Annotated in this window: 23 protein-coding genes and 9 tRNA genes; 27 read left to right on the forward strand and 5 right to left on the reverse strand. The window is 52.2% G+C overall.

Features of this window, described 5'->3' with window-relative positions:
* Positions 1–165, reverse strand: a 165-nt coding sequence (locus tag VPR01S_RS22085; RefSeq protein ID WP_156008674.1) for a thiamine pyrophosphate-binding protein, incomplete at its 3' end; no start/stop codon positions are given.
* Between the two features lie 324 nt (positions 166–489).
* Between VPR01S_RS22085 and metK the strand changes: the two genes are divergently transcribed.
* The 8 genes from metK (at position 490) to ruvX (ending at position 6,991) form a co-directional block, all read left to right on the forward strand.
* Positions 490–1,644: a methionine adenosyltransferase gene (metK, locus tag VPR01S_RS05825; protein ID WP_021704387.1), complete on the forward strand. Its 1,155-nt coding sequence runs from the start codon at positions 490–492 to the stop codon at positions 1,642–1,644.
* Positions 1,645–1,873: 229 nt separating this feature from the next.
* A complete protein-coding gene (locus VPR01S_RS05830) occupies positions 1,874–2,674 on the forward strand; it encodes a DUF2189 domain-containing protein (protein ID WP_021704388.1) in 801 nt (266 codons plus the stop codon).
* A gap of 77 nt (positions 2,675–2,751) precedes the next feature.
* Positions 2,752–3,249 carry a SprT family zinc-dependent metalloprotease gene (locus tag VPR01S_RS05835; protein WP_021704389.1) on the forward strand — a complete coding sequence of 166 codons (498 nt, stop codon included), beginning with the start codon at positions 2,752–2,754 and terminating at the stop codon, positions 3,247–3,249.
* Between the two features lie 137 nt (positions 3,250–3,386).
* Positions 3,387–4,091: an endonuclease gene (locus VPR01S_RS05840; RefSeq protein ID WP_021704390.1), complete on the forward strand. Its 705-nt coding sequence runs from the start codon at positions 3,387–3,389 to the stop codon at positions 4,089–4,091.
* A 118-nt stretch (positions 4,092–4,209) separates the two neighbouring features.
* Positions 4,210–4,941, forward strand: a complete 732-nt coding sequence (gene rsmE, locus VPR01S_RS05845; RefSeq protein WP_040902306.1) for a 16S rRNA (uracil(1498)-N(3))-methyltransferase — start codon at positions 4,210–4,212, stop codon at positions 4,939–4,941.
* A gap of 13 nt (positions 4,942–4,954) precedes the next feature.
* Entirely contained in the window at positions 4,955–5,905 is a 951-nt protein-coding gene (gshB, locus tag VPR01S_RS05850) for a glutathione synthase (RefSeq protein WP_021704392.1), read from the forward strand.
* A 58-nt stretch (positions 5,906–5,963) separates the two neighbouring features.
* Positions 5,964–6,527, forward strand: a complete 564-nt coding sequence (locus VPR01S_RS05855) for a YqgE/AlgH family protein (RefSeq protein WP_021704393.1) — start codon at positions 5,964–5,966, stop codon at positions 6,525–6,527.
* Positions 6,528–6,568: 41 nt separating this feature from the next.
* Positions 6,569–6,991: a Holliday junction resolvase RuvX gene (ruvX, locus tag VPR01S_RS05860; protein ID WP_021704394.1), complete on the forward strand. Its 423-nt coding sequence runs from the start codon at positions 6,569–6,571 to the stop codon at positions 6,989–6,991.
* A 50-nt stretch (positions 6,992–7,041) separates the two neighbouring features.
* Here ruvX and VPR01S_RS05865 read toward each other — a convergent pair whose 3' ends face one another.
* On the reverse strand, positions 7,042–8,076 hold the full coding sequence (locus tag VPR01S_RS05865) for a type IV pilus twitching motility protein PilT (protein ID WP_021704395.1): 1,035 nt from the start codon (positions 8,074–8,076) through the stop codon (positions 7,042–7,044).
* A 24-nt stretch (positions 8,077–8,100) separates the two neighbouring features.
* On the opposite strand from VPR01S_RS05865, the gene VPR01S_RS05870 reads away from it, so the two are divergent.
* The 7 genes from VPR01S_RS05870 (at position 8,101) to hemW (ending at position 13,034) form a co-directional block, all read left to right on the forward strand.
* Complete coding sequence (locus VPR01S_RS05870; RefSeq protein ID WP_021704396.1) at positions 8,101–8,811, forward strand: YggS family pyridoxal phosphate-dependent enzyme; 711 nt, start codon at positions 8,101–8,103, stop codon at positions 8,809–8,811.
* 48 nt (positions 8,812–8,859) lie between these two features.
* Entirely contained in the window at positions 8,860–9,678 is an 819-nt protein-coding gene (gene proC / locus VPR01S_RS05875) for a pyrroline-5-carboxylate reductase (RefSeq protein ID WP_021704397.1), read from the forward strand.
* Positions 9,679–9,720: 42 nt separating this feature from the next.
* Entirely contained in the window at positions 9,721–10,278 is a 558-nt protein-coding gene (locus tag VPR01S_RS05880) for a YggT family protein (protein WP_021704398.1), read from the forward strand.
* A complete protein-coding gene (gene yggU / locus VPR01S_RS05885; protein WP_021704399.1) occupies positions 10,278–10,574 on the forward strand; it encodes a DUF167 family protein YggU in 297 nt (98 codons plus the stop codon). Before VPR01S_RS05880 ends, yggU begins: the two co-directional genes overlap by 1 nt.
* A 172-nt stretch (positions 10,575–10,746) precedes the next feature.
* On the forward strand, positions 10,747–11,181 hold the full coding sequence (locus tag VPR01S_RS05890; RefSeq protein WP_021704400.1) for a DUF4426 domain-containing protein: 435 nt from the start codon (positions 10,747–10,749) through the stop codon (positions 11,179–11,181).
* A 76-nt stretch (positions 11,182–11,257) separates the two neighbouring features.
* Complete coding sequence (locus VPR01S_RS05895) at positions 11,258–11,854, forward strand: XTP/dITP diphosphatase (protein ID WP_021704401.1); 597 nt, start codon at positions 11,258–11,260, stop codon at positions 11,852–11,854.
* Positions 11,855–11,861: 7 nt separating this feature from the next.
* Positions 11,862–13,034, forward strand: coding sequence for a radical SAM family heme chaperone HemW (hemW, locus tag VPR01S_RS05900; protein WP_021704402.1), 1,173 nt, complete (start codon positions 11,862–11,864; stop codon positions 13,032–13,034).
* Positions 13,035–13,086: 52 nt separating this feature from the next.
* Here the strand turns inward: hemW and VPR01S_RS05905 are convergent, their stop codons facing one another.
* The 3 genes from VPR01S_RS05905 to trmB form a co-directional block, all read right to left on the reverse strand.
* Entirely contained in the window at positions 13,087–13,704 is a 618-nt protein-coding gene (locus VPR01S_RS05905) for a DNA-3-methyladenine glycosylase family protein (protein WP_021704403.1), read from the reverse strand.
* Between the two features lie 22 nt (positions 13,705–13,726).
* Positions 13,727–14,647 carry a glutaminase B gene (glsB, locus tag VPR01S_RS05910; RefSeq protein WP_021704404.1) on the reverse strand — a complete coding sequence of 307 codons (921 nt, stop codon included), beginning with the start codon at positions 14,645–14,647 and terminating at the stop codon, positions 13,727–13,729.
* 123 nt (positions 14,648–14,770) lie between these two features.
* Positions 14,771–15,490 carry a tRNA (guanosine(46)-N7)-methyltransferase TrmB gene (gene trmB, locus VPR01S_RS05915; RefSeq protein WP_021704405.1) on the reverse strand — a complete coding sequence of 240 codons (720 nt, stop codon included), beginning with the start codon at positions 15,488–15,490 and terminating at the stop codon, positions 14,771–14,773.
* A gap of 182 nt (positions 15,491–15,672) precedes the next feature.
* On the opposite strand from trmB, the gene mutY reads away from it, so the two are divergent.
* The 12 genes from mutY (at position 15,673) to VPR01S_RS05975 (ending at position 19,624) form a co-directional block, all read left to right on the forward strand.
* Positions 15,673–16,722, forward strand: coding sequence for an A/G-specific adenine glycosylase (mutY, locus tag VPR01S_RS05920; protein ID WP_021704406.1), 1,050 nt, complete (start codon positions 15,673–15,675; stop codon positions 16,720–16,722).
* A gap of 15 nt (positions 16,723–16,737) precedes the next feature.
* Positions 16,738–17,010 carry an oxidative damage protection protein gene (locus tag VPR01S_RS05925; RefSeq protein WP_021704407.1) on the forward strand — a complete coding sequence of 91 codons (273 nt, stop codon included), beginning with the start codon at positions 16,738–16,740 and terminating at the stop codon, positions 17,008–17,010.
* Positions 17,011–17,070: 60 nt separating this feature from the next.
* Entirely contained in the window at positions 17,071–18,207 is a 1,137-nt protein-coding gene (mltC, locus tag VPR01S_RS05930) for a membrane-bound lytic murein transglycosylase MltC (RefSeq protein WP_021704408.1), read from the forward strand.
* Between the two features lie 103 nt (positions 18,208–18,310).
* Positions 18,311–18,386, forward strand: a tRNA-Phe gene (locus tag VPR01S_RS05935).
* Positions 18,387–18,440: 54 nt separating this feature from the next.
* Positions 18,441–18,516, forward strand: a tRNA-Thr gene (locus VPR01S_RS05940).
* A gap of 7 nt (positions 18,517–18,523) precedes the next feature.
* Positions 18,524–18,599, forward strand: a tRNA-Phe gene (locus VPR01S_RS05945).
* 40 nt (positions 18,600–18,639) lie between these two features.
* Positions 18,640–18,715 (forward strand) — tRNA-Asn (locus VPR01S_RS05950).
* 411 nt (positions 18,716–19,126) lie between these two features.
* Positions 19,127–19,202: transfer RNA gene (locus tag VPR01S_RS05955), tRNA-Phe, on the forward strand.
* A gap of 51 nt (positions 19,203–19,253) precedes the next feature.
* Positions 19,254–19,329 (forward strand) — tRNA-Thr (locus VPR01S_RS05960).
* 25 nt (positions 19,330–19,354) lie between these two features.
* Positions 19,355–19,430, forward strand: a tRNA-Asn gene (locus VPR01S_RS05965).
* Positions 19,431–19,467: 37 nt separating this feature from the next.
* Positions 19,468–19,543, forward strand: a tRNA-Thr gene (locus VPR01S_RS05970).
* Between the two features lie 5 nt (positions 19,544–19,548).
* Positions 19,549–19,624, forward strand: a tRNA-Asn gene (locus VPR01S_RS05975).
* Positions 19,625–19,847: the final 223 nt, after the last annotated feature.

Here is a 19,847-nt window from a genome sequence, read left to right on the forward strand (position 1 = left end):
GGCCCAATTCGGGTTGTGTGGGTTGTGATTTAAGTGACTGCGCCAAAGCACTTCAGCGATATCCGCCATACCCATAGGTGCGCCCGGGTGGCCTGAGTTCGCTTTTTGGACACCATCCATGCTCAGAGCACGGATAGCATTGGCTAGGTGTTTACGAGAAGACATGTCTGCTCCTGAGTACGATAAGCAAGAAAAAAGGGAAAGTAGCGCTGCAAGCAGCCGGAGTATTGTCGCAAAGCCCCATCAGTGCTGCAAACGTTTTACTGGATAATTTTGTCTGCAATAACGCTCATTTACGGCAAAGTTGTGCAAAATCACTCATTTCAGAGCAAACGTTTGGCTAAGAGTAAAACAAAAAAAGAACTTGTAATTCGTCGGGCGAAAACTAGAATAGACGTCTAGATGTAGATACACCTACAAAATATACCGAATTTAACTGGTGGTGAGCGCTTGTCGCTGGCCACCTTCATTTATCTAAGTGGAGCTCTCATGGCTAAGCACCTGTTCACTTCTGAATCGGTTTCAGAAGGTCATCCTGATAAAATTGCAGACCAAATATCTGATGCAGTTCTTGATGCGATTCTGGAGCAAGACCCGAAAGCGCGTGTTGCTTGTGAAACTTACGTCAAAACCGGCATGGTCATGGTTGGCGGCGAAGTTACGACTTCAGCTTGGGTTGACATTGAAGAACTGACTCGTCAAACCGTACGCGAAATCGGCTACGTTCACTCAGACATGGGCTTTGATGCAGACTCTTGTGCCGTGTTGAACACGATTGGTAAACAGTCACCAGACATCAACCAGGGTGTCGACAAAGCCGATCCTAAAGAGCAGGGCGCTGGCGACCAGGGCATCATGTTTGGTTACGCGTGTAACGAAACCGACGTGCTGATGCCAGCTCCGATCACTTACTCTCATTTACTGGTTCAAAAACAGGCGGAAGTTCGTAAAAATGGCACGCTGCCATGGTTGCGTCCGGACGCGAAATCTCAGGTCACCTTCCAGTACGATCAAGGCAAAATTGTAGGTATCGACGCGGTTGTACTGTCAACTCAGCACTGTGATTCGATCTCTACGCCAGATCTGCGCGAAGCGGTAATGGAAGAAATCATCAAGCCGGTACTGCCGTCTGAGTGGTTGAACCAGGAGACCAAATTCTTCATCAACCCAACCGGTCGTTTCGTTATCGGTGGTCCAATGGGTGACTGTGGCCTGACAGGTCGTAAGATCATCGTTGACACCTACGGCGGCGCAGCACGTCACGGTGGTGGAGCCTTCTCTGGTAAAGATCCATCTAAAGTGGACCGCAGTGCTGCTTACGCGGCTCGTTATGTAGCCAAGAATATCGTGGCCGCTGGCCTGGCGGATCGTTGTGAAATCCAACTGTCTTACGCTATCGGTGTGGCAGATCCAACCTCAATCATGATTGAAACGTTCGGTACAGAGAAAGTCTCTCACGACATCATCATCCAGGCGGTACGTGAGTTCTTCGATCTGCGTCCATACGGCTTGCAAGAGATGCTGAACCTGCTGCGTCCTATCTATAAGAAGACCGCAGCTTACGGCCACTTCGGCCGCGAAGAGTTCCCTTGGGAAGCAACGGACAAAGCAGCTCTGATCCGCGAATTCGCTGGCATCAAGTAATACAAAGACTTAGCAATTAAAGCCCCGGCCCATGTGCCGGGGCTTTTTCTTTTCTTGCACAATTTTGCCCTCAGAAGTTGTATTTTTCTGCTTCCCTGCCAATAGTTAAAATAATGTTAAATGCCCTCAACCTTGATTGCGGCGCATCCAACATCCAAGACGGTGCAGACCGCACCGAATCGTCGTACGGCAACGACGACACTTAACCAGAATTGAGCAAGGAGGAGCTATGCCTCGTACGGTTAACCCTTCGGACTTTAAAGATAAGCGTAAAGACGTCAGTGACCATGAGTATGCACGCACCATTCCGTGCAACCAAGTCAATCTAGCGGCGCCGTTCCATTGGCTGGCACTTGGCTTACACGATTTTGTCCGTATGCCGCTGATCAGCGCGTTTTACGGGCTGTGCTTTATGGCAGCGGCCATCGGCATCGTGTTACTGATCCAATGGCAAGGCACTCACCTGGTGGTTCTGCCGGCGCTGGTGGTGTATATGCTGATCGGCCCGTTTCTGGCGCTTGGTCTGTATGACGCCAGTTGGGAACGCGAAAAAGGCCATCGGGCCAGTCTGTTGCATTCCATGAAAGCCATCGGTCGCAACTCCACCTCGCAATGGGCGTTTGCGGTGCTACTGGCCGTGTGCATGATTTTTTGGATGCGCATCGCGGCTCTGTTGCATGCCCTTTACCCGTCCGTACAAGGCGCCCCGCTGACTGAATTCATGCCCTTCCTGGTGATCGGTTCTCTGGTCGGCTTGGTACTGGCCACGGTCGTATTCAGTATTTCCGCGTTTTCTATCCCACTGATGATGGAGCGCCGGGTTGACATGATGACCGCCGTCTTCTCCAGCTTCAATGCGGTCCGTTCCAATATTCCGGCCATGATAGTCTGGGCAGCCATTATTTGTGGCGGCATCCTGATTGGCTTCGCCACCTTTGGCATAGGTATGCTGTTTACCATGCCAATTCTGGGTTACGCCACCTGGCATGGTTACCACGCCACAATTAAGAAAAAACATCATCCTGAATAAGAAAACCGCCCCGTCCGCCGCAATGGTGTTAAAATTCGCCCCGGCCAACTGGCCGGGGCGAATTTATTGGGGGCAACGTGGACACAGAATGGGATTACCGGGCACAGAAAGTGATAGCACACTGTTTGCATCTGGCAGAGCAAACCTTTCAACGTAGCTTCCCCCACCCCGAGGTCAGCTATAAACTGCGGGGGAAAGCGGCCGGAAAAGCCTATCTGAAGCTGAACCAAATCCGCCTTAACCCGATCCTGTTTGCCGAAAACCGTCAGGCGTTTCTGGATGAAGTGATCCCGCACGAAGTGGCTCATCTGATAACTCACCAAATCTACGGCCGGGTTCGCCCGCATGGCAAAGAATGGCAGGCGGTAATGGAGCAGGTATTGGGCGTCAGTGCCCGTACCACTCACAGCTTTGCCACCACATCAGTGCAAGGGCAAACCTTTGAATACCGTTGTGCCTGCAGTCACTACCCGCTCACCATCCGCCGTCATAACAAGGTGCTGCGTCATCAGGCCAGCTACCGCTGTCAGCGCTGCCAGGAAACGCTGCGCTTTACCGGAACCCAACTCAGTTAACTCACGCCGTCCATTCGACATGTCTTAATTCCGCGACACTGTGCCCATCACTAAAGTCTGATGTACGCTTTTGTAACCTCATCCAGAAAAATGCGTGGTAGACTGAAAAAAGTCATACTTTTCTAAGACTTTTTATCATGACATTACGATCTTTACTTTGCGGCATGGTATGTGCCCTGACTTGCTTCGCCGTCAATGCGGCTCCACCCTCTTCCTTCTCCAGCGCCAAAAGAGCCGCGGTGAAAATCTATCGGGACAATCCCACCAGTTTTTATTGCGGATGCGTCATTAACTGGCAGGGCAAAAAAGGGGTCCCGGATCTCAACTCTTGTGGTTATCAGGTACGTAAACAAGAAAAACGCGCATCACGTATCGAATGGGAACATGTGGTCCCAGCGTGGCAGTTCGGTCATCAGTTGCAATGCTGGCAAAGCGGTGGTCGTAAAAACTGTTCACGCCACGACCAACAGTTCCGTTTGATGGAAGCGGATCTGCACAATCTGACCCCTGCCATCGGCGAAGTCAATGGGGACCGCTCTAACTACAACTTCAGCCAGTGGAACGGGATTGATGGTGAAACCTACGGCCGCTGTGAGATGCAGGTCAACTTCAAACAGCGTAAAGTGATGCCGCCGGATCGCGCCAAAGGCTCGATCGCACGCACCTACCTGTACATGAGCAAAGAGTACGGTTTCAAGCTCTCCAAACAGCAGAAAAACCTAATGACCGCATGGAACAAACAGTTCCCGGCCGATCGTTGGGAGTGTGAACGAGACAAACGCATCGCCACCGTGCAGGGGAACCACAACCCGTTTGTCCTCGAAGCGTGTAAGTCCCTGTGATATCGGGGCAAGTGGCGTCGTAAGCTTTCGGGCGCGAAACGCCGCTTGCCCCTTGTTTTTTCGCTGCAAAGCATCCATGTTAGTGTCTAACTAACTTTTGCCGGAAAACTACACCATCATGCGTATCCCTCGTATTTATCATCCTGACCCAATTGACCAACTGGGCGCCGTAGCGCTGAGTGACGATGCCGCCGGCCACATCGGCCGGGTTCTGCGTATGAAAGAGGGTCAGGAAGTGTTGCTGTTTGACGGCAGCGGCGCTGAATTTCCGGCGCACATCAGCGAAGTCACCAAAAAGCAGGTTGTGGTGGAAGTCAGTGCGCGTGTCGAGCAAAACTGCGAGTCCCCACTCGATCTGCACCTTGGTCAGGTTATCTCACGCGGGGATAAAATGGAGTTCACGATTCAGAAATCGGTCGAGCTCGGTGTGAATACCATCACCCCGCTGATTTCAGAACGCTGTGGCGTCAAACTGGACCAGAAACGGTTTGAGAAGAAGCTGGCGCAGTGGCAGAAAATCGCCATCAGTGCGTGTGAACAATGTGGACGCAACGTGGTGCCCAGCATTCGCCCAGTGATGGCATTAGAAGACTGGTGTCAGGAAGACGACGGCAGCCTGAAACTCAATTTGCATCCGCGCGCAGACTATTCGATCAACACCTTGCCGGGTCCGGTAGACAAAGTTCGTCTGCTGATCGGCCCTGAGGGCGGATTGTCCAGCGATGAAATCGACATGACTCGCACCTATCATTTTGCAGAGACCCTGCTCGGCCCACGCGTACTGCGTACCGAAACGGCGGCTCTGACCGCAATTACAGCCCTTCAAGTTCGTTTCGGCGACCTTGGCTAACCGGAGAAGATCAATGATTAAACTGGGTATCGTGATGGACCCGATTTCGTCCATCAACATCAAAAAAGACTCAAGCTTTGCCATGCTGCTGGAAGCTCAGCGCCGTGGATACGAAATCCACTACATGGAAATGAACGATCTGCATCTGGACCAGGGCGTCGCGGTCGCGGACAGTAAAATTGTCGAACTGAAACAAGATCCGAACAACTGGTATCACTTCACTTCCGAGCAGACGCTCGAACTGTCTGAGCTGGATGCGGTACTGATGCGCAAAGACCCGCCTTTCGATACCGAATACATCTACGCCACTTACATCCTGGAACGGGCGGAAGAACAAGGGACGCTGATCGTCAATAAACCACAAAGCCTGCGCGACTGTAACGAAAAACTGTTCACGGCCTGGTTCCCCGAGCTGACGCCAACCACCATAGTGACACGCAAAGCAGACAAGATTAAAGCGTTTCGTGACACCCACGGAGACGTGATTCTCAAGCCACTGGACGGTATGGGTGGTGCATCTATTTTCCGCGTCAAAGAGAACGATCCCAACGTCTCTGTGATCATTGAGACTCTCACCAACCACGGTCAGAACTACGCCATGGCACAAACATTTGTACCTGACATCAGTAACGGAGACAAACGCATTCTGGTGGTCGATGGCGAAGCCATGCCGTACTGCCTGGCACGCATTCCGGCCAAAGGGGAAACCCGCGGTAACCTGGCTGCCGGCGGAACTGGCGAAGCCCGTCCGCTGAGCGAAACAGATAAACAGATCGCCGCGGCCGTAGCGCCTACACTTAAAGAAAAAGGTCTGATCTTTGTTGGCCTGGACGTTATTGGCGATAAGCTGACTGAGATAAACGTCACCAGCCCGACTTGCATCCGTGAGATCGAGGCAGCGTTTGATATCTCAATCACAGGGAAACTGATGGACGCGATAGAGCGTCGTATCAATAAAGCGTAAACTGAGACAAGGGGCAGCGAACGGTTGCCCATTTATCTCACTCTGGGTTGGAGCTGTTATGAACCTTACCAATCATTTTCTGGTTGCCATGCCGGGCATGAAAGATCCCTACTTCAAACACAGTGTGGTCTACATCTGTGAGCACAATGAAGACGGAGCAATGGGATTAATCATCAATGCCCCGATTGACGTTACGGTCGGCGGCATGCTCAAGCAGGTCGACGTTCAGCCCGTGCATCCGCAGCTCAATACCGACAGTTTGAAAAAGCCCGTGCTAAATGGCGGTCCGGTGTCGGAAGATCGTGGCTTTATTCTGCACAAGCCGAAAGATCATTACGAATCCAGCGTTCAGATGACCGACAATATTTCGGTGACCACCTCTCGTGACATTCTGACCGTACTTGGTACTGAAGCTGAGCCGGAGGACTACCTGGTGGCGCTGGGTTACGCTGGCTGGGAAGCCGGTCAACTGGAAAGTGAGCTGGCCGAAAACTCCTGGCTGACCATCGAAGCGGATCCGGATGTCATTTTCAATACTCCCATCAGCCAGCGCTGGAGCAAAGCCGTCGAGAAACTCGGCATTGACGCCGCCCAACTTTCGAATCAAGCCGGACACGCCTGAGCGTCCGGCCAAACACTTGTTATTACGGAATCCCCTTATCCATGTCACGAACTATCATGGCCTTCGACTTTGGCACCAAGAGCATCGGCAGTGCTATCGGTCAGGAAATTACCGGTACGGCCTCACCGTTAAAAGCCTTTAAGGCCAACGACGGTATTCCAAACTGGGACGAGATTGAAAAGCAGATCAAAGAGTGGCAACCCAACCTGCTGGTCGTCGGGCTGCCGACCGATCTGCGTGGTCAGGCTCTCGAGACCATCACACCACGGGCACGTAAGTTTGCCAACCGCCTGCATGGCCGTTTCGGTTTGCCGGTCGAGCTGCACGATGAGCGACTTTCCACTACCGCAGCGCGCGCGGAGCTGTTTGAAATGGGCGGCTATAAAGCCCTGAGCAAAGGCAATGTGGACTGCCAGTCTGCCGTTGTCATTCTTGAAAGCTGGTTCGAAGCCCAGTGGGGCTAACACTGGTTGCGTCAGGCAACTGACGCAACCTGCCCCGGTTAGCGTTAACCTTAGCGCCATGGGCCGGCGTCAATGGTTCTGACCAATTCATCTTCATCAACGATCCCCTCAGCCAGGAGCTGACGCCCGTGTTGTGCCATGGTTTGCATCCCCTGCGCGGCTCCGGTCTGAATCACCGAATACATTTGCGCGACTTTATCTTCCCGGATCAGATTACGAATCGCCGGCGTTGCCAGCATAATTTCATGGCAGGCCACTCTGCCGCCCACGCGGCGCTTGATCAGAGTCTGGGCAATCACGGCACGCAGCGACTCAGACAGCATCGATCGCACCATATTTTTCTCGTTGCCGGGAAACACATCGATGATCCGGTTGATGGTTTTTGCCGCCGAACTGGTATGCAGGGTGGCCAATACCAGATGACCGGTTTCCGCCGCGGTTAATGCCAGGCTGATGGTCTCACGATCACGCAGTTCCCCCACCAGAATTACATCCGGATCCTCGCGCAGCGCACTGCGCAAGGCGCGGTGAAAACTGCGGGTATCACGCTGTACTTCACGCTGATTAATTAAGCACTGCTGGCTGGTGTGGACAAACTCAATCGGATCTTCAATGGTCAAGATATGTTTGTGATGATGGTGGTTAATGTAGTCAACCATCGCCGCCAGCGTGGTCGACTTACCGGAACCGGTCGGCCCGGTCACCAGCACCAGGCCTTGTTCATAATTGGCGATCTGGGTAAAGATGGCGGGCGCCTGCAGCGCATTTAACGTCGGCATCTGACTTGCGATGGTACGAAAAACGGCCGCGCAACCGCGCGACTGATGAAACACATTGACCCGGAAACGGCCGCTGCCCGCTCGTTGTATCGAAAAGTCGGCGTCGAGCTGCTGCTCGAATTCGCTGCGCTGCTCTTCGTCCATGACCGCATTTACCATTTGTTGCACTTCTGGCTCGCTCAGTGCCGGCCGATCCAGGCGGCGAATCTCTCCATCGATACGTAGCACCGGAGGAACACCTGCAGAAAGATGTAGATCTGACGCATTATGTTTTACACTAAACTCCAGTAACTCATCGATATCCATTGAAATTCCATAAGTCATTCAGCTATGAGTAGTATTCAACAAAATATTGAGCACATCACTGCGCAGATCGCCTCCGCACAACAAAAATGCGGACGAGCTCCAAACTCGGTGCAACTGCTGGCAGTAAGCAAGACTAAACCGGTTGAAGCCATCCTTGAAGCGGCCCAATTCGGACAGCGCGCCTTCGGTGAAAACTATGTCCAGGAGGGGGTCGATAAGGTGGCATTTTTCCGCCAACACCATCCACAACTCGATCTGGAATGGCATTTCATCGGCCCTATTCAGTCGAATAAAACCCGATTTGTTGCCGAACATTTCGACTGGGTCCACACCATTGACCGAGCCAAAACGGCGCAGCGACTCAATGATCAGCGGCCTGCAGAAATGGCGCCGCTGCAGGTTCTGATCCAGGTTAATACCAGCGGTGAAGCCTCCAAGTCCGGCGCCTCAACTGAGGAAATATTTGAACTGGCAGAGTTGATTTCGTCGCTGCCCAACCTCACGTTAAGAGGATTGATGTCAATTCCGGCCAACACTCCAGACTACGCTTCACAGTTAACGGCTTTTCGCCAGTTGGCGCAGTTGAAAGATGAACTCTCCGCTGAGTATCCGCAGTTGGATACCCTGTCGATGGGCATGAGCGGCGATATGGACGCCGCGATTGAAGCTGGCACAACCATGGTTCGTATCGGCACCGCGATCTTTGGCGCACGCGACTACGGCCGTCAGGCATAACCTGTAGCCACGATTAAGAACACCACACATTTAGGAAGTCACGTCATTATGGAACACAAGAAAATCACCTTTATCGGCGCTGGTAACATGGCGCGCTCTATCATCGCTGGCCTGATTGACAGCGGATACCCGGCGGATTTCATCACGGCCACCGCCCCAAGTCAGAGCACTCGTGATTCTCTTGCTCACCAGTACCGGATTAACACCAATGCCGACAACTTTGACGCGGCCACACAGGCCGAAGTCATCGTACTGGCGGTTAAACCTCAGTTGATGGAACGGGTTGGCGCTGGCCTGCATGACGTCGATTTTTCCAACAAACTGGTGATCTCGATCGCCGCAGGTATCAACGCGGCCCGCCTGAATGAGATGCTCGGTGCAACACTGAATCTGGTGCGCGTAATGCCCAATACCCCGTCGCTGGTCGGCAAAGGCATGAGCGGCCTGTACGCCCCGCAGCATGTCAGTGCAGAAGATCGCGCATTTGCCGCAGCGCTGATGTCAGCCGTGGGTGAAGTTTGCTGGGTCCAACAGGAATCGGGCATCAACAACGTCATCGCCGCGGCCGGTAGTGCTCCCGCGTATTTCTTCCTGTTCATGGAAGCGATGCAAAATGAAGCCATGGCGCAAGGTTTTGATAAGGCAACCGCCCGCCAGCTGGTTCAGCAGGCCGCGCTTGGCGCCGCCGAGATGGTGGTGGCCAACCCGGAAACCGAACTGTCTACTCTGCGTGAGCAGGTGACGTCTAAGGGCGGCACCACCGCCGAAGCACTGCGCACGTTTAACGAACATCAACTATCTGATATCGTAGCGAAAGCCATGCAGGCAGCGGTCACCCGCGCAGAAGAAATGGAACAATTATTTTAATCACTGATGGCGCCCGGCGCCGCTCCGTAGTAAGGGCTACTTATGAATTCAATGAGTTTTCTGGTCTCGACGCTGTTTGATCTCTACATCATGGTCGTGATCCTGCGAATCTGGCTTCAGGCCGCCAGAGCCGATTTTTACAACCCGTTCTCACAGTTTGTGGTCAAAGTGACCCAGCCTGTGGTGGGCCCTTTACGCCGCGTGATTCCTTCGCTAGGCGGTATCGACATGGCGACCGTGCTGTTTGCCTATCTGTTGTGCGTACTCAAATTCGTGGCCTTGATCATGCTCGCTTCTGGCGGCTCAGTGTCATTCAGCACCGACTTTCTGTTCCTGGGCCTGCTATCACTGGTGAAAGCAGCCGGTGGTTTGCTGTTCTGGGTTCTGCTGATCCGCGCCATTTTGAGCTGGGTCAGCCAGGGCCGCAGCCCTATCGAATATGTGTTCCATCAACTGACTGAGCCAATGCTGGCGCCAATCCGCCGCATTATTCCGGCGATGGGTGGCTTCGATCTGAGTGTATTAGTGCTGTTTATCGGCCTGCAGTTTGCGAACTTTCTGATCGGTGACATCATTGGCCCCATCTGGTTTCAGTTGTAATGTCGACGGCCGCCTGGACAGAAGGTCAGGATGTGATTCTCCGGCTTTACATTCAACCTAAAGCCAGCCGGGATCAGATCGTCGGCTTACACGGCGAGGAGCTGAAAATTGCCATCACGGCGCCGCCGGTTGATGGCAAAGCCAATGCGCACTTGAGTAAATTTTTAGCCAAGCAGTTCAAGGTGGCCAAAGGACTGGTCATGATAGAAAAGGGAGAACTGGGGCGGCATAAGCAAGTGCGTATCCAGTCGCCACAACAAATTCCGTCACAAATAACCCTTCTACTCGACGATTGAGTGTGGCCAGTTCTTGGTCTCTGTTTGCAAACTAACCCGGCGCCATATCGCCGGGTTATCTTATTGCGCTTATCCTCAGTTCATTGAAGAGGAATTCGCCGCGAAATGGAGTTAAAATTAGTGGTAGAATCAGCCCGGGATGTCGGTACATCTTTCACGAGAGGTAAGGGAAATGAGTCATCAATGGACAATCGCACTGATCACAGCTTTGGCCGTCACTCCGGCGTCGGCGGGTCAGTTCAAAACACTCAAAGACGTTGAAGTGCACTACTCGGCTTTTAATTCCACTTTCTTGACGTCGGAAATTGCGAGCAGTTACAAACTCAAGCGCAATGGCTACTCCGCCGTTCTGAATATCAGTGTGCTGGACACATCACAAGTCGGCAAGCCGGCGGTCACGGCCAAAGTGAACGGCACCAGTAAAAACCTGATCGGGAATTCCCGCACGCTGGATTTTCGTGAAGTGAAAGAAGGCGACGCCATCTACTACCTGGCGGAGTTTCCGATCAGCAATGAAGAAAACCTGACGTTTAACATCGACGTCAACGCCGGGATGAAAGGCGCAGGTAACCTGATCTTTTCCCAGAAATTTTATGTCGAAGAGTAAGCCTGCCGCTTGACGACATGTTTGATAGCCACACGCCAGCTCGCCAGAACTGGCGTGGTTTTTTATAGAGAACACCATGAAAAAGATTGTTTTAGCGACCGGTAACCAGGGCAAGGTCCGGGAAATGGCCGATCTGCTGGCCGAGTTTGGTTTTGACGTGGTCGCCCAAAGCGAATACGACGTCCCTGACGTGGCCGAAACCGGTACCACCTTCATCGAGAACGCGATCATCAAAGCGCGTCATGCTGCCAAGCTGACCGGCCTGCCCGCTATCGCCGATGACTCAGGTTTGGAAGTCGATTACCTCAACGGCGCGCCCGGTATCTACTCTGCCCGTTACGCGGGTGAACAGGCGACAGACCAACAAAATCTGCAAAAACTGCTGAGCGCGATGGAAGGGGTTCCAGCGGAGCAACGCAGCGCCCGCTTCCACTGTGTGCTGGTGTTGATGCGACACGAAAATGACCCGACGCCTCTGGTCTGTCACGGACAGTGGGAAGGGCGCATTCTGGATCAGGCGCAGGGGGACAACGGCTTTGGTTACGATCCGGTCTTTTTTGTTCCGGGGGAAAACTGCGCATCCGCCGAACTGGCGCCGGCGCGCAAGAAACAGTTGTCTCACCGTGCTAAGGCACTGCAAAAGCTGTTCGCGGCTCTGACTCCGCAAGCGTAAGATCGTCATGTTAAAGCCACCCGCTCTGAGCCTGTATGTCCACATCCCTTGGTGTGTGCAGAAATGTCCGTATTGCGATTTCAACTCGCACGCGCTCAAAGACAATATTCCGGAAGACGCATACATCGACGCCTTGCTGGAAGATCTGGACACCGACATTGCCAAATACCGACTGAACGATGCGCCGCGTCCGCTGCACTCGATCTTTATCGGTGGCGGTACGCCAAGCCTGATTTCAGCCGATGGCATTGGCCGTCTGTTGCAGGGCATTGAAGCTCGTATCCCGTTCAAAACCGGCATTGAGATCACCATGGAGGCCAACCCGGGCACCGTGGAGGCACAGCGCTTTGTTGGCTATCGTAAAGCCGGTGTGACACGTATTTCCATCGGCGTGCAGAGTTTTGAAGCTGACAAGCTTGAACGTCTCGGGCGCATTCACGGTCAGCAAGAAGCCGTTGACGCCGCCAAACTGGCACATCAGATTGGTTTAAACAGCTTCAATTTGGATCTGATGCACGGTTTGCCGGATCAAAGCATCGATCAGGCGCTGGCAGATCTGGACAAGGCGATTGAGCTCAATCCACCTCACCTGTCCTGGTACCAGTTGACCATCGAACCAAACACCATGTTCTACTACAAGCCACCAACGCTCCCCGACGATGATGACCTGTGGGATATCTTTGAACGCGGCCACCACAAACTGACGCAGGCAGGCTACGTCCAGTACGAAATTTCCGGCTACAGCAAACCAGGCTATCAGTGCCAGCATAATCTCAACTATTGGCGTTTTGGGGATTATCTCGGCATTGGCTGCGGATCGCACGGGAAGCTGAGTTTTGCTGACGGGCGTATTCTGCGTACCACTAAAGTCAAGCATCCGCGTGGCTACCTGGCGGCCTACCAGAATATGGTTAAACCGTATCTGCACACCGAGCAGTGGGTGGCAGACCGGGATCGGCCCTTTGAGTTCTTTATGAACCGCTTTCGGCTGATGGAAGCCTGCCCTAAACAGGATTTTATTGACACTACCGGGCTGGCACTGGCGCAAATCGCCCCCACTATCGACTGGGCACTGGACAAAGGCTACCTGACTGAAAACGCCACACACTGGCAAATCAGTGAGAAAGGCAAGTTGTTTCTCAACGATCTACTTGAAGCCTTTATGGCTGAAGAAGAATAAAAGCACCGCTTCGGCGGTGTTTTTTGATAAGTAAGGTTGTTGGCGCGGACGGTCAGGCCTCTTTGAGCAACTCCGCATCCAGCATGGCCCAGATATGCAGGGCCAGATAAGAACGATAAGGGGCCGCCGCCTGTACGATCGTCTCGGGCGCAACGTCCTCTTTCTCGGCCAGTTGCGCCAGACCACGCACCAGCGACGCATCGCCCTCCGACCAGATGTCCGGCATAGCGAAAAAGAAAATCAGCGCCATCTCTGCAGTCCAGCGTCCGATCCCCCACAACTGAACCAACTGACTGACGATATAGTCGGCGTCCTGGCTGTGATGAATATCCGCAGCAACCACACCAGTTTGCAACGCCTGATTCACACCGAGAAGGGTTTTGACTTTGGCGTTGGACAAGCCGCAACTGCGCAGCCGCTGATGATGCTCTTCGACCAGTAGCAGCTCCAGCGGGCCGTGTACCTCACACAGCTGATCTACCCGTGCCCAGATTGTGCGGGCTGCCGTGGTCGACAATTGCTGACCTGCAACCGCGCGCGACAAATAACGCAGCAGATGCGCTGGCGGCTGGCGCTCAATCGTCTGCGCGCCATTGTGCGTCACCACGTGGCTAAGATAACGAAGCCCGCTTAACTGAGTAAGTAACCGTTGGTGAATAAGATCTGACATAACGCTTCCCTGCTCATGTCGCTCAGAATATCGAGCGCCCGATCCGCTCCGACAACAGTTCCAGCGCTTTGGTCCCCGCCAGCGAGTTGCCAGAAGGATCCAGCTCTGGCGACCAGACCGCGATGGTCATATCCCCCGGAACCACGGCAATGATCCCGCCGCCGACACCGGATTTACCCGGCATGCCGACCCGGTAAGCAAACTCACCTGCACCGTCATACAGACCACAGGTCGCCAACAAAGCATTGAGTTGCTTGGATTGGGTTGGCGTGATGATCTGGCGCCCGCTCTGCACCGAACTGCCTTTATTGGCAAGGTAGCTGAAGGTTTTCGCCAGATCAACGCAGCTCATCTTCAGTGCGCACGCATGGAAATAATTGTTCAGAACTGGGATCACTTCATTGTCAAAGTTGCCAAATGCGCGCATCAGGTAGGCAATCGCCGCATTACGGTCACTGTGCATCATTTCTGATGCGGCCACCACTTTGTCGTAGATAATATGACTGTCACCGGAAAGCTGGCGGACAAATTCCAGCAGACGCTGTCTGGGTGCAGACAGGCGTGAGTGCAGCATATCGGCCACTACGATCGCCCCGGCATTGATAAAAGGGTTACGGGGAATCCCCTGCTCCATCTCAAGCTGGATCATGGAGTTAAAGGCCTGACCAGACGGCTCTTTACCTACCCGCGACCAGATTTCATCGGCGCGATACAAGCCCAGCGCCAGCGTCAGACTCAGCACTTTGGAGATCGACTGAATCGAAAACGCTTCTTGTGCATCGCCGGCTTTAAAGATTTCACCTTCGTTGGTGTACACAGCAATACCCAGCTTGTAGCTCGGCACCTTAGCCAGCGCTGGAATATAGTCGGCGACTTTTCCTTGTCCGATTAATGGGCGAACTTCATCCAGGATGTTCGCCAGTATTTCTGTGGTTGGTTTCATGTTGGTTCGGTTTACTTGCTATTGTAATTATTGTTGTGTCTGTAGGGACAAAAAAGCCAACATTAAAGCAATGTTGGCTTTTATAAAACTTTATTTTTCAAATGGTGATAACACCGGAAAAAATCAGCGGATGCGCTTGAACTTAATGTCCCAAACGCCGTGACCCAAACGGTGGCCACGCGCTTCAAACTTGGTCAACGGACGTTCCTCTGGACGAGGCACGTAGTCGCCTCCCTGAGCGGTGTTTTCATAACCCGGCGCCTGATTCATCACCTCAATCATGTGCTCAGCGTAGTTTTCCCAGTCGGTGGCCATGTGGAAAATGCCTTCACCGATGATCAGCTTTTGACGTACCATTTCGGCAAACTCAAGCTGAACAATACGACGCTTGTGGTGGCGCTTCTTGTGCCACGGATCGGGGAAAAACAGTTGCAGCGTGTGCAGACTGTTGTCAGGAATCATATTCGCGAACACTTCCACGGCATCGTGACACATCACGCGCAGGTTGGTCACGCCCGCTTCGCGCGCCGAAGACAAACATGCGCCTACGCCCGGGCTGTGGACTTCAATGCCGATAAAGTTCTTTTCCGGAGCATTTTTGGCCATTTCAACCAGTGATGCGCCCATACCAAAACCGATCTCCAGTACCACTGGGTTGTCGTTACCAAACACGCGATTCCAATCCAGCAGTGTATCCTGATAATCGATACCCATGCTTGGCCAGCACTCTTTCATTGCCGCTTCCTGACCTTTGGTCAGACGTCCTTCACGACGAACAAAGCTGCGTACTTTGCGGATCAGTTTACCGTCTTCGGTGTATTCGTTAGTGGTCACTTCACTCATTGATATTGCCTGCTTAAAATTTGCTCTCACCTCAAAGGGCTTGTGATTATCCAAAGAATCGTGCTCGGTGCAAGTGTTATCACCGAATTCGATTATCCTTACAGTTTGTCTGTTTTACATTCACCACTTTCTGTGGTGCAATTTTACCCACGATTATACCTATATTTTACACAGAGCAAGCCGTGACACCTTTTGCCGATGCCATATTAGAATGGTATGACGCTTATGGGCGAAAAGATCTCCCATGGCAGAAAAATAAAACCGCCTACAGCGTCTGGTTGTCGGAAATCATGCTTCAGCAGACTCAGGTCGCGACCGTGATTCCTTACTACCAGAGATTCATACAACGGTTTCCAACCGTGACCGATCTGGCCAATGCCGAACAAGACGAAGTCCTGCACCTGTGGACCGGACTGGGTTATTACGCTCGCGCCCGCAACCTGCATAAAGCCGCGCAAATTGTCGCTCAGGAATACAACGGGGAATTTCCGCTAGACCTTGAGCAGATGAACGCTCTGCCGGGGATTGGCCGCTCGACCGCAGCGGCGGTGTTGTCGTCGGTGTATAACCAGCCGCATGCGATTCTGGACGGCAACGTCAAACGCACTCTGTCGCGCGCGTTTGCCATTGACGGCTGGCCGGGACAGAAAAAAGTAGAGAACCAGTTGTGGGACATCGCTGAAACGCACACGCCCGATACCAACGTCGACAAGTACAATCAGGCGATGATGGACATGGGGGCCATGGTGTGTACACGCAGCAAGCCTAAATGTTCGCTGTGTCCGGTCGCCTCAATGTGTCAGGCCAATAAGCAAGGTAACCCGCTTGATTACCCTGGGAAGAAACCAAAGAAAGACAAACCGGTGAAAGAAACCTGGTTCGTGATGCTACATCACGATAACCAGGTTTGGCTTGAACAACGCCCTCAAAGTGGCATTTGGGGAGGCCTGTTCTGCTTTCCGGAACATCCGGATGCCAGCATTGAGCACCAGCTTGATCTGCGCAGCATACGCCAGACACAGGTGCGTGAAACGCGGCCTTTAATTGCGTTTCGCCACACTTTTAGCCATTACCATCTCGACATCACCCCGATTCTGGTGGATTTATCTCAGCAACCGGATGTGATAATGGAAGGAACCAAAGGTCTTTGGTATAACTTATCCCAACCTGAAGAGATCGGCCTGGCCGCTCCGGTAAAGCAGCTACTGGAGGGCTTGCCGTTTGAACTTTAACATCAAGGAGTCATTATGAGCCGCACTGTATTCTGTGCTCGACTAAACAAAGAAGCGGAAGGCCTGGACTTTCAGCTCTACCCGGGCGAACTGGGTAAACGCATCTTCGACACCATCTCGAAAGAAGCCTGGGCACAGTGGCAACACAAGCAAACCATGCTGATCAACGAGAAAAAGCTCAACATGATGGATCCTGAGCATCGCAAACTGATCGAAACCGAGATGGTCAACTTCCTGTTTGAAGGCAAAGACGTTCACATCGAAGGTTACACGCCACCGAGCGAATAATAATTACAATCTCAATGACATCACGGCTCCGCTCTGATGTCATTTTTATATTCAGAAGCTATGAAAAAACTGATCTATTGTCTGACCGCACTGACACTGGTGGGATGCAGTCGCGAATTCGTGGAACGCATCTATGATGTCAATTATGAACCGACCAACCGCTTTGCCAAAAATCTGGCTCAGTTGCCCGGGCAGTTTGAAAAGGACACCGATGCGCTCGATGCCCTGATCAGCAGTTTTTCCGGCAACATCAAAAAGCGCTGGGGCAGCAAAGAGCTGAAGTACGCCGGTAAAAGTAATTACGTTAAATACATCGACAACTATCTGAGCCGCTCTGAAGTCAACTTTTCCAAAGGTACAATCGTCGTCGAAACCGTCTCACCGACCGATCCCAAAGGCCACCTGAGAAACGCCATCATCACCACATTGCTGACACCCGATGATCCGGCCAGTGTCGATCTATTCTCGTCGAAAGACATTAAACTGGAGGGCCAGCCATTCCTGTACAAGCAGGTGTTAGATCAAGATGGCAAGGCTATCCAGTGGTCATGGCGCGCCAACCGTTATGCCGACTACCTGATCGCCCACCACCTTAAAGTCAAAGATGTCGATTTCAAAAAGGCTTACTACGTTGAAATTCCAATGGTCGAAAACCAGGTTGAAATCCGCAGCTATCAATACGCGGATATCGTGCGCCGTGCTTCAAATCGTTATAGCATCCCGGAAGATCTCATCTACGCCATCATCAAAACCGAAAGCAGCTTCAACCCCTACGCGGTAAGCTGGGCCAACGCGTACGGATTGATGCAAGTGGTGCCCAAAACCGCGGGGCGTGACGTGTTTAAGCTGGTCAAAAAACGCAGTGGCGAGCCATCACCGGAATACCTGTTTAATCCGGAAAACAACATCGATACCGGCACCGCCTATTTCTATCTGCTGAAAAATCGCTATCTGAAAGACGTGCGTCACCCCACCTCACTGGAATACAGCATGATTTCGGCCTATAACGGCGGCACCGGCGGCGTCCTGAACACCTTTAACCGTTCCGATCGCAGTCGAGCCATGCGCGACCTGAATTCGCTTCAGCCGAATCAGGTTTACTGGGCGCTGACCAAGAAACACCCCAACAGCGAATCGCGTCGGTATCTGGAAAAAGTGACCAAATACAAACTGGACTTTAACGCGGGTAAAGGATAAACCTCGAATCTGCCTAAATTCGCAGCAGTTAACCATTTTTTTGCATTTTTTTCGAAAAACAAGTTGACGCAGAGACGGAAAATCCGTTTAATAGCGCTCCGTTGCCCGGATAGCTCAGTCGGTAGAGCAGAGGATTGAAAATCCTCGTGTCGGTGGTTCGATTCCGCCTCCGGGCACCACAATTTGTTGATTGTTGGTGCTTAGCACGAACAGTGTAAAAAGAATATTCGTGTGCCGACTTAGCTCAGTAGGTAGAGCAACTGACTTGTAATCAGTAGGTCACCAGTTCGATTCCGGTAGTCGGCACCATTCTTTTGCCTCGATAGCTCAGTCGGTAGAGCAGAGGATTGAAAATCCTCGTGTCGGTGGTTCGATTCCGCCTCGAGGCACCATTATTTGGTGCTTTACTCTGAAAAGAGTGACACAAATAATTCCCCCTTAGTTCAGTTGGTAGAACGGCGGACTGTTAATCCGTATGTCGCAGGTTCGAGTCCCGCAGGGGGAGCCACTTTCCAAAAGCCAAGTCGAAAGACTTGGCTTTTTTCGTTTTGCGACTTAATGCTGTTGTGGCATCACTCTATGCTCACACCATTCCAGTTCTACCGGACACTGAGCACCCAGCTCTTTGGTAAAACAATCAGCCAATGCCAGCCGAAGCCCAGTTGTATGTAATAAGTAAGTTGCCACTTACCTACTAAATTGCAGCTTAAATCCGAAAAAGCAGCGTAAAAATCACGATTTTTTATGACGAACGCTGAACTAAGCTCTCATGGGAACGTACTTTGCTACAGGGATTCTATAAAGATTTATTCTCAAATGAGCAAAAACAGCCCATTAAGTATAGAAAAGCAACAAACGATATTTTTTTTGCAATTTGGTGTTGACGTTAAAAGCGAAAAACCGTTTAATACACCTCGTCGCCCGGATAGCTCAGTCGGTAGAGCAGAGGATTGAAAATCCTCGTGTCGGTGGTTCGATTCCGCCTCCGGGCACCACAATTTGTAATTGTTGGTGTCTAACACGAACAATAAAACAGGATATAGTGTGCCGACTTAGCTCAGTAGGTAGAGCAACTGACTTGTAATCAGTAGGTCACCAGTTCGATTCCGGTAGTCGGCACCATTTATATTCTGCTTAAAAAGATAATTCCCCCTTAGTTCAGTTGGTAGAACGGCGGACTGTTAATCCGTATGTCGCAGGTTCGAGTCCCGCAGGGGGAGCCACTTTCGGTTAATAAGCTTTGGCTTGTTAATGAAAAAGGCCGACTTAGCTCAGTAGGTAGAGCAACTGACTTGTAATCAGTAGGTCACCAGTTCGATTCCGGTAGTCGGCACCATCTTTTCCCCCTTAGTTCAGTTGGTAGAACGGCGGACTGTTAATCCGTATGTCGCAGGTTCGAGTCCCGCAGGGGGAGCCATATTTAAGAAGCCAAGTCGCAAGACTTGGCTTTTTTCATTCTGAAATACCGGGTTGAATCGCAGCAGTACGTCGCAATAGCCCGATCCTGAACCCGCTTATACCCTCAGTCACATCAACAATGCGCTCAAAAGCCATCTGTCAGCCTCTTGAGCGCGTCTTAAGTCTTACGTATGCCCTAACCCTTAACAACGACTGTAGTTCGTCTGAGTATGACTTAGGCA

This window comes from Vibrio proteolyticus NBRC 13287 (assembly GCF_000467125.1).
GTDB classification, from domain to species: Bacteria; Pseudomonadota; Gammaproteobacteria; order Enterobacterales; family Vibrionaceae; genus Vibrio; species Vibrio proteolyticus.